Origin of the sequence: Nitrosomonas sp. (genome assembly GCF_019752095.1) — a bacterium.
In the GTDB taxonomy this organism is placed as follows: domain Bacteria; phylum Pseudomonadota; class Gammaproteobacteria; order Burkholderiales; family Nitrosomonadaceae; genus Nitrosomonas.
In genome coordinates, this window is sequence record NZ_JAIEMO010000040.1 from 32,595 (window position 1) to 41,680 (window position 9,086).

The 9,086-nt window shown below is 42.7% G+C and carries 8 protein-coding genes; all 8 read left to right on the forward strand.

Going from position 1 to position 9,086, the window contains the following annotated elements; all coding sequences use genetic code 11:
* Positions 1-13 precede the first annotated feature (13 nt).
* The 8 genes from rlmN to der all read left to right on the forward strand — a co-directional run bounded on the left by rlmN (position 14) and on the right by der (position 9,032).
* Positions 14-1,114, forward strand: coding sequence for a 23S rRNA (adenine(2503)-C(2))-methyltransferase RlmN (rlmN, locus tag K2Q13_RS11890; RefSeq protein WP_292921357.1), 1,101 nt, complete (start codon positions 14-16; stop codon positions 1,112-1,114).
* Positions 1,111-1,896 (forward strand): type IV pilus biogenesis/stability protein PilW, encoded by a 786-nt coding sequence (gene pilW / locus K2Q13_RS11895; RefSeq protein WP_292921358.1) that lies wholly within the window; start codon positions 1,111-1,113, stop codon positions 1,894-1,896. The genes rlmN and pilW overlap by 4 nt, the downstream gene beginning before the upstream one ends.
* Complete coding sequence (locus tag K2Q13_RS11900) at positions 1,893-3,098, forward strand: RodZ domain-containing protein (RefSeq protein ID WP_292921359.1); 1,206 nt, start codon at positions 1,893-1,895, stop codon at positions 3,096-3,098. Before pilW ends, K2Q13_RS11900 begins: the two co-directional genes overlap by 4 nt.
* A gap of 37 nt (positions 3,099-3,135) precedes the next feature.
* Complete coding sequence (ispG, locus tag K2Q13_RS11905) at positions 3,136-4,374, forward strand: flavodoxin-dependent (E)-4-hydroxy-3-methylbut-2-enyl-diphosphate synthase (protein WP_292921360.1); 1,239 nt, start codon at positions 3,136-3,138, stop codon at positions 4,372-4,374.
* Complete coding sequence (gene hisS, locus K2Q13_RS11910; protein ID WP_292921361.1) at positions 4,374-5,648, forward strand: histidine--tRNA ligase; 1,275 nt, start codon at positions 4,374-4,376, stop codon at positions 5,646-5,648. Before ispG ends, hisS begins: the two co-directional genes overlap by 1 nt.
* Positions 5,649-5,678: 30 nt before the next feature.
* A complete protein-coding gene (locus K2Q13_RS11915; protein ID WP_292921362.1) occupies positions 5,679-6,317 on the forward strand; it encodes a tetratricopeptide repeat protein in 639 nt (212 codons plus the stop codon).
* Positions 6,295-7,551 carry an outer membrane protein assembly factor BamB gene (bamB, locus tag K2Q13_RS11920; protein ID WP_292921363.1) on the forward strand — a complete coding sequence of 419 codons (1,257 nt, stop codon included), beginning with the start codon at positions 6,295-6,297 and terminating at the stop codon, positions 7,549-7,551. Before K2Q13_RS11915 ends, bamB begins: the two co-directional genes overlap by 23 nt.
* Before the next feature lie 86 nt (positions 7,552-7,637).
* Complete coding sequence (gene der / locus K2Q13_RS11925) at positions 7,638-9,032, forward strand: ribosome biogenesis GTPase Der (RefSeq protein ID WP_292921365.1); 1,395 nt, start codon at positions 7,638-7,640, stop codon at positions 9,030-9,032.
* Positions 9,033-9,086 lie beyond the last annotated feature (54 nt).

The following is a 9,086-nucleotide window of genomic DNA, read 5'->3' on the forward strand; positions in this document are numbered from 1 at the left end:
GGACATTTAAATCGTGTCGATTAATTTGCTAAATTATGATCGCAAAAGCTTAGTTGATTTTTGCACTGAGATTGGTGAAAAGCCTTTTCGTGCAAGGCAATTATTACGCTGGATTCACCAATTTGGTATAGTCGATTTTGATTTAATGAGTGATCTGGCAAAAGATTTGCGAGAGAAGCTTGCGACGCGAGCAATTATTGAGTTGCCATCAATTATGTCCGATTATGCAGCAGCCGATGGAACGCATAAATGGTTGCTATCAGTTGGCGCAGGAAATGGCATAGAGAGTGTTTTTATTCCAGAAGCTAACCGTGGCACTTTGTGTGTTTCAAGCCAAGTTGGATGTGCATTGGCCTGCACTTTTTGCTCTACGGGGAAACAAGGATTTAATCGTAATTTAACTGTTGCGGAGATTGTCGGGCAGTTATGGATCGCAAATAAGATGCTTGGAACATGCGGTGATGCTACAAAGCCGCAGACAAGAAAGGCGGTTACTAATGTTGTCATGATGGGTATGGGTGAGCCGCTAGCGAATTTTGAGAATGTCGTAACAGCTTTAGATTTAATGTTGGATGATCATGCTTATGGACTTTCTCGGCGTCGCGTAACGGTGAGTACTTCCGGGCTAGTGCCCGCTATTGATCGATTGCGTGAGCGTTGTCCGGTTGCTCTGGCTGTTTCTTTACATGCTCCGAATGATGCGTTGCGTGATCAATTGGTTCCAATCAACAAAAAATATCCGATTAGAGAGCTATTGGCTGCTTGTAAACGTTATTTGCCGGCTGCGCCCAGAGACTTTATAACTTTTGAGTATGTCATGCTTGATGGTGTTAATGATGGTGTGTCGCATGCACGTGAACTTGTGAAATTAGTACAGGATGTTCCTTGCAAGTTTAATTTAATTCCGTTCAATTCTTTTTCTGATTCTGGATATAAGCGTTCATCGACTGAGGCAGTAAAAATGTTTCGTGACGTGTTAATGCATGCGGAGCTTGTAACAACTGTCAGAAAAACACGAGGTGATGATATAGCTGCTGCTTGTGGTCAGCTTGCTGGTCAAGTAAAAGATAAAACGCATCGTTCGGCTCGATTAAAAGTAGAAGCGACCCAGTGAAATTAAATTTGACATTATATTTTTTGTTGTTATTTATCATGATTCTAAGTAGCTGTGTGCAGCACAATGCAGAAACCGGAATGCCAATTCAAGATAGGGCAGATCGCGCATTCCAAAGTGCAAAAATTCATACCGAGTTGGCAGCTGAATATTTTTATCGTGGACAATTGGATGTTGCAATTGAAGAGGTTAATGAGGCATTAAAGGCACAATCGAATTATGCGCCTGCATATAGTGTGCTAGGGCTTATAAATATGAGCTTGAATGAAAACGGGAAAGCTCTGGAAAATTTTGAACGAGCTATTCGAATGGCGCCAAAAAACCCGGAAATTAATAATAATTATGGGTGGTTTTTATGTCAACGCTTTACAAACCGTATGGACGACGCCATCAATCACTTTATGGTGGCTGCTAGAGATCCGCTCCATGCAACGCCAGAAATGTCATACACTAATGCGGGGATTTGTGAAACTAAACGTCAGAAATACACCGAAGCGCAATTGTTTTTTCAAAATGCACTATCGATTCAACCCAATTACTCACCCGCAGTCATCGGATTGATTGGTATTGATTTTGAGCGTGGAAATTTAACGGAGGCAAAATCTAAACTTTCTCAGTTTCTGCAGAATTATGCACCTACAGCTGAAGGTTTATTGTTGGCAATAAAAATTGAGCGGGCCTTGGATAATCCATTGGCTGTTGATAGTTATATTTTTCAACTGCAAAAGCATTTTCCTGAATCCAAAGAAGCCATGACGATTCGAGGAGGAAAGATCAGATGACAAATACTAATGACGAAAAGAATAAAAATGTAAATCAATATGCTGAGAATATTGACTCCACCACGCCTGATTTAAATATAACAACCGAGAATCAGTCATCTGAACACGACAATTTAAAATCTCATGAGACTACACATGAAAATATGCAAAGGGTAGAAACGGAGGATGCCGAATCAGTCATTGGAGAACAGCGCAACAAACTTGATTCAATTGCCTCTAATTTAAATGTACATCATCGTGAATATGTCGAGGGAAGTGGTTACCAGAATAGTGTTGTGTATAGCCTTGAGCATGTAAAAACCCAAAATGAATTAAATGATATTGATTCTATGGGTATTGTGCAAAGTGTTGGACATTTGCTGCGCAGAGCAAGAGTTATGAGAAATATGAGTATTGAGGATGTATCTCGGCAATTGCGTCTCTCGATACATCAGATTGAGGCAATCGAGAACGAGGATTTTGAGAAACTGCCTGGAAAAACATTCTTGCGTGGGTTTATTCGTAATTATGCCAACCTTGTGCAACTGGATCCCATGCAATTATTGCAATTGCTTCCAGAGTCAACTCGAATAATATCAACCTATGAGCGCACTCCATTTAAAGATAAGCAATTATCGTTTTCCTCAAGTCGAGAAAGTTCTGGTAATAATAACCCATTGGTGATTGCTATTGTTTTAGTCGCTATTATTTTAGGTACATATTTTATTTTCGAGAATAGTGGATGGAACAAAGATTCTGATACCAGTTCGACAACTAGTACGGCGCGATCTGAATCAGGCACCACGTCCATGGAGATCCAATTGCCAATGTCGACAGCTGCAGATAACTTACCAGCAATGACATCAGAAACCAATAATCCGAGAGGTGTGGCGGTAGAACAAGATGCGAAAACTGAATTAATCCCAGCTGAAAAGAATCTTATTACTCAATCTGCTGACTTGCAGAACGCAAAACCTAATGATTCAGGTAATTTGTATTTTAAATTTACATCAGACTCATGGGTGAAGGTAGTAGACGCCAAGGGCGCTTCTTTGTTTGAGCAACTTATGAAAGGTGGTAGCGAGCAAATTGTTGTAGGTAAGAGACCATTATCGATAGTTATAGGCAATGCATCGGGCGTTAATCTCACCTATAATAACAAAGAAATTAATATTTCTTCCTATAAGAAGCAAGATGGAACCGCGCGCTTTACGCTTGAGTAAGCGTACTTGCAATCTCTATATCTCAATTTAATTAATTATGTCTGAAAATAGTTTCTCGATAAATCGCCGATCCAGTGTGGGTGTCCAGGTTGGTTCTATAATGTTGGGTGGTGGTGCGCCGGTCGTAGTGCAGTCAATGACAAATACTGATACGGTTGATGAAGTCGCTACTACAGAGCAAGTTGCACAGCTAGCACGCGCTGGATCTGAGTTGGTTCGGATTACTGTCAATTCAATGGAAGCTGCAAAAGCGGTGGCGGCAATTCGCGCGCGCCTGGATGGCATAGGGTGCCATGTGCCCTTGGTTGGTGATTTTCATTTCAATGGTCATAAATTACTGACTAGTTATCCAGAATGTGCAAAAGCTTTGGCAAAATTTCGCATCAACCCGGGAAATGTTGGTCATGGCAAGAAACGTGATGAGCAATTTACTATACTGATTGAAACAGCTTGTAAATACGATAAGCCTGTACGTATCGGAGTAAACTGGGGGAGTCTTGATCCAGAAATGCTGGCGCGGATTATGGATGAAAATGCAGCTTCAAGCAATCCGCAGGATGCTAAATATGTGATGCGGGAGGCATTAATTACATCGGCATTGGAAAGTGCGGCAAAGGCAGAAGAAATTGGGCTTAGTCGTAATAAGATTGTATTGTCATGTAAAGTAAGTGGTGTGCAAGATTTGATTAGCGTATATCGCGATTTGGCTGCGCGTTGCGATTATGCATTACATTTAGGGTTGACCGAGGCAGGTATGGGCTCTAAAGGCATTGTGGCGTCTACAGCAGCATTGGCGGTTCTATTGCAGGAGGGCATTGGCGACACGATTCGGATTTCATTAACCCCGGAGCCAGGGGGAAGCCGTTCACGTGAGGTGATTGTCGCTCAGGAAATTTTGCAAACCATGGGGTTGCGCGCATTTGTTCCGCTAGTTGCTGCTTGTCCAGGTTGTGGACGTACAACCAGCACCTATTTTCAGGAATTAGCAGAAAGTATCCAGGCTTATGTGCGTGATGAGATGATTGTATGGCGTAAGCAATACGATGGTGTCGAAAATATGACGCTGGCTGTGATGGGTTGTGTGGTAAATGGTCCAGGAGAAAGCAAGCACGCTAATATCGGTATTAGTCTGCCGGGTTCTGGTGAAATTCCAGTGGCGCCAGTATTTGTGGATGGGCAAAAAACCGTAACCTTAAAAGGCGATAATATTGCCAACGAATTCCGTGCAATCGTTGATCAATATGTGAGTGAGAAGTACCCGAGAAAAGTCGTCTGATGGCTAATGGTGTTAAAGCAATTCGCGGGATGAATGATATCCTTCCGAACGAATCTTATCTCTGGGAATATTTTGAACAAACGGTGCAGCAGTGGCTTGCGGCGTATGGATATCGGAATATCCGCACCCCGATCGTCGAGCAAACTGATTTATTTATTCGTTCGATTGGAGAAGTGACTGATATTGTTGAAAAAGAGATGTATACTTTCATAGATAATCTCAACAATGATAGTTTGACGCTGCGGCCGGAGGGAACTGCATCGTGCGTGCGTGCTGCTATTGAGCATAATATTTTGTATGCTGGACCACAGAGACTGTATTATGCAGGCCCGATGTTTCGGCATGAGCGTCCGCAAAAAGGGCGTTATCGTCAATTTCATCAAGTTGGTGTGGAAGCGTTGGGTTATGCAGGGCCTGATATTGATGCAGAGCTGATCGTGATGTGTGCCCGTTTATGGAAATTATTGGGAATCTCGGATTTGCGCCTGGAAATAAGCACATTGGGAAACACTGAATCACGTGCATTACATCGTGCGCGATTACTCAAGTACTTTGAGCAGCATCGAGACGATTTGGATGAAGACTCATTGAGACGTTTGCATACCAATCCATTGCGTATACTTGACAGCAAGAACCCGAGAATGCAGAGAGTTATTGAGAATGCACCAAAATTGATTGATGATCTGGATCTTGAATCATGCAATCATTTTGAATCTTTGCAAAGAATATTACGTGAGCGAGGTATTAACTATGAAATTAACTTGCGCTTGGTGAGGGGATTAGATTATTACAATCGCACTGTATTTGAATGGGTGACCGATAAATTAGGTGCGCAAGGGACTGTTTGCGCGGGCGGGCGTTATGATGGATTAGTAGAACAGGTAGGTGGGAAATCCACTCCAGCCTGCGGTTTTGCTATGGGAGTAGAGCGGCTGTTGTTACTGATACAAGCGTGTGGGAAAAAAATTAACCAGCCTGTGCCTGATATTTATATTGTTCATCAGGGTAGTGACCAAGTTATGGATTATGCCTGGAAATGTGCAGAGTTTCTTCGCGATGAGGGATTCAATGTTATTTTGCATTGTGGTGACGGCAGCTTTAAATCTCAGATGAAAAAGGCTGATTCATCTGGTGCTGTTTATGCGCTGATTATCGGGGATGATGAATTTAAGGTGCAAGAAGTGACCATCAAACCATTACGTGAACTGATCGAACAAGCAAGTGTAAAACTAAACAGTATTACTGAAATAATAAATAAGAAAAATTTGTATTAACAATAACTCAGAATCAACCAGGGAAATATCATGGCAACTCATAATCATGAAGATCAGGAGAGAATTGATGGTCTTAAAGCTTGGTGGGGCAAGTATGGTACTGCAATCACTATTGTTCTGACAGTGATGTTAGCAACCGCTGGGGCTATGAAGGCTTGGAATTATTATCAGCAGCAGCAAGCACAGCAGGCGGCAGATTTATACGCATTGTTAAAGCAGGTGCATTCAGGCAATGATGCGGAAAAAATTAATGATGCGGCCCAGTTGCTCACGCAAGGTTATTCATCCAGTGGTTATGCACCACGCGCTGCAATGATTGCTGCACAGGCAGATGTTCAAGCAGGTAATAATAAGCGTGCGATACAAAACTTACAATGGATTCTTGACCATGCAAAGGAAGTCGAGATGCGTGACTTGGCGCGATTGAGAATTTCAGGGATTTTTCTGGATGAAGGAAAGTATGATGAAGCATTAAGGCTTCTGGATGCTGGGCACGATGAAGCTTTCGCTGGATTGTATTTGGATCGTAAAGGGGATATCCAGGTAGCTGCCCAGAAAATTTCTGAAGCGCGTTTAAGTTATCAAGCAGCTATAGATAAACTTGATAAGAGTAATAATTACTACAATATCGTACAAATGAAATTGGATGGGCTGGGCAATTCTGAATAAACATTTAACAATTGTTGGATTGAGTCTTACCAAACTCAGACGATTATTTGCTTTTTGGATAGTGTTTGTTTTGTTGTTGTCAGGCTGTGGTAGTTCGATGAATCCATTTAATATGCGTATTGTTGAAGCAATGAGCACGCAACTATCGGATATGTTTGTCACAGACGAAGTCATCGTTTATGAAAAGGAAGAGCTTGATGCTTTAAAATCAGTTGATCGGATTCCATTAAAATGGAAAAATAAAGTCAGTGAAAATGAAATTGCTTCATTCTATGTCGTCTATGAAAATGATGCGGTATATTCAGCCGACGAGGCGGGGAAACTTACAAAATATGAAGTAGCGACTGGTAAGCAGCTGTGGCAAGTCAAAACTAAGCATAGGTTTTCTGCCGGGGTAGGTATCGGGGAAGGGCTTATTCTGGTTGGAACTTTTAAAGGTGAAATACTTGCTTATAACGAATCTGGTCATATGTTATGGCAAGCATCAGTCACCAGTGAAATTTTAAGTCCGCCACAAGCACAAAACAATATTGTGGTTGTGCGAACTGTTGATGGCCGGATATTTGGACTGGATGCCATTGATGGAAAGCGGAAATGGATTTATCAAGGTGCAACTCCCCCATTAACGGTACGAAGTACTGCAGGAATAACACTTGCGCATGGTGCTGTATTTGCGGGTTTCCCTGGTGGAAAAATGGTGGCGATGAGCTTGTTTAATGGCAATGTTGGGTGGGAAGCTGCCGTTTCGCATCCACGGGGTGTCACAGAACTCGAACGCATGACGGATATTACCAGCGCACCTGTGGTTAATGACAGGCTGGTTTGCGCGGTTGCATATCAAGGGCGCGTTGCGTGTTTTGCTATCAATGATGGCACTCAAATATGGACGCGTGAATCTTCTAGTAGCGCGGGCTTGGTAATGGATAGCGATTATGTTTATGTAACTGAAGATAAGGGCATTGTTACTGCATATGATTTGCTTAGTGGAGCCAGTGTATGGAAGCAAAGCAGACTTGGTAGTAAGAAATTAACGAAACCTGCTATCAAAGGACAGTATATAGTTGTTGGAGATGACCAAGGAAATGTTAATTTGCTGCGGAACTATGATGGAGTTTTAATCGCCCGTTCAGCTACCGATGGTAGTATAATTCAAAACCCTGCCTCTCCATTGCCGGATGGGTTTGCAGTCCAAACAGCGAAGGGTGGCGTGTACGCTTATAGTACGCAATTTTAGTTGTTTTCAAAATTCGTCTAGAATCTTAATGATTCAGCGATATCTTTATTAATGTCACTTAGCCTGAACGAAAGCTGCAAATATTCATGAAGCCCACACTTGTTTTGGTTGGTCGCCCTAATGTCGGTAAATCTACTTTGTTTAACCGGCTGACTCGTACTCGTGATGCTATTGTTGCGGATATCCCGGGTTTGACGCGAGACCGGCATTATGGTGCCGGAAAAGTAGGGGATAAGCCTTATTTGGTCATGGATACCGGCGGTTTTGAGCCTGTCATTAAAGACGGCATTTTGTATGCAATGGCAAAGCAGACGATGCAGGCGGTTGATGAGGCAGATAAAGTATTGTTTATTGTCGATGGTCGGCAGGGCCTAACTGCACATGACAAAATTATTGCCGAGCAGCTGCGCAAATCTGGACAGAAAATTCTTCTAGTCGTAAATAAAACGGAAGGTATGGCCACAGCCGTTGTCACGGCGGAATTTTTTGAGTTAGGTCTGGGTGATCCCTGCGCGGTATCGGCAATGCATGGCGATAACATCCATGAGTTGGCAGATTTAGCATTGGCGGATTTCCCAGAAATTGAAGAAGAATCCCCAAGCAAACATCCAAAAATTGCCATCGTTGGTCGTCCCAATGTTGGAAAATCTACACTTATCAATACATTGTTAGGAGAAGAGCGGGTGATCGCCTTTGATCAACCTGGCACGACGCGAGATAGTATTTACATTGATTTTACGCATAAAGACAAACAATATACGCTGATTGATACAGCTGGATTGCGACGCCGTGGTCAGGTGCATGAAACTATAGAGAAATTCTCCGCGATTAAGACACTGCAAGCGATTGAAGACGCCAATGTTGCTGTACTGATATTAGATGCTAGAGGCGAGATTTCCGATCAAGATGCTCATATTGCTGGATTCATACTGGAAACGGGACGTGCATTGGTTATCGCAGTCAATAAATGGGATGGGTTGGATGAATACCAACGCACTACTATTAAAAGCGACTTAAATCGCAAACTAGCTTTTCTGAGCTTTGCGCAATTGCATTACATCTCTGCATTACATGGCACCGGAATAAGAAATTTGTTGCCATCGATAGATATAGCTTACACGGCGGCTATGGCCGATTTGTCGACGCCAAAGTTGACGCGCGCTTTGATTGCTGCAGTTGAAAAGCACCCACCGCCACGTGGAGGCATGTCACGTCCCAAAATGCGGTATGCGCATCAGGGTGGATCTAATCCACCGTTGATTATTGTGCATGGCAGTATGCTGAATCATGTGCCAGAAAGCTATCGGCGATATCTGGAGAATACATTTCGCGAAACTTTTAAGCTATGGAGTACTCCATTGCGGGTTGATTTTAAGATTGGTCATAATCCCTACGCTGATAAAAAGCCTGCTCCGCCAACAGAAGTAGAGGCGAGACGCGCACATAGCCGGAGGCGGAGAAACCGGAAAAAATATAGATGAGTAAGTAAGATGAGTGCTTGATAGTTTATTGTAAAATGAAAGTGATTAATAAGT

Excerpts from the sequence above, each read along its gene's own strand:
- K2Q13_RS11900 (WP_292921359.1), top strand. The coding sequence starts at position 1,893 with ATGACAAATACTAATGACGAAAAGAATAAAAATGTAAATCAATATGCT.
- hisS (WP_292921361.1), top strand. The coding sequence starts at position 4,374 with ATGGCTAATGGTGTTAAAGCAATTCGCGGGATGAATGATATCCTTCCG.
- ispG (WP_292921360.1), top strand. The coding sequence starts at position 3,136 with ATGTCTGAAAATAGTTTCTCGATAAATCGCCGATCCAGTGTGGGTGTC.
- bamB (WP_292921363.1), top strand. The coding sequence starts at position 6,295 with ATGGGCTGGGCAATTCTGAATAAACATTTAACAATTGTTGGATTGAGT.
- K2Q13_RS11915 (WP_292921362.1), top strand. The coding sequence starts at position 5,679 with ATGGCAACTCATAATCATGAAGATCAGGAGAGAATTGATGGTCTTAAA.
- der (WP_292921365.1), top strand. The coding sequence starts at position 7,638 with ATGAAGCCCACACTTGTTTTGGTTGGTCGCCCTAATGTCGGTAAATCT.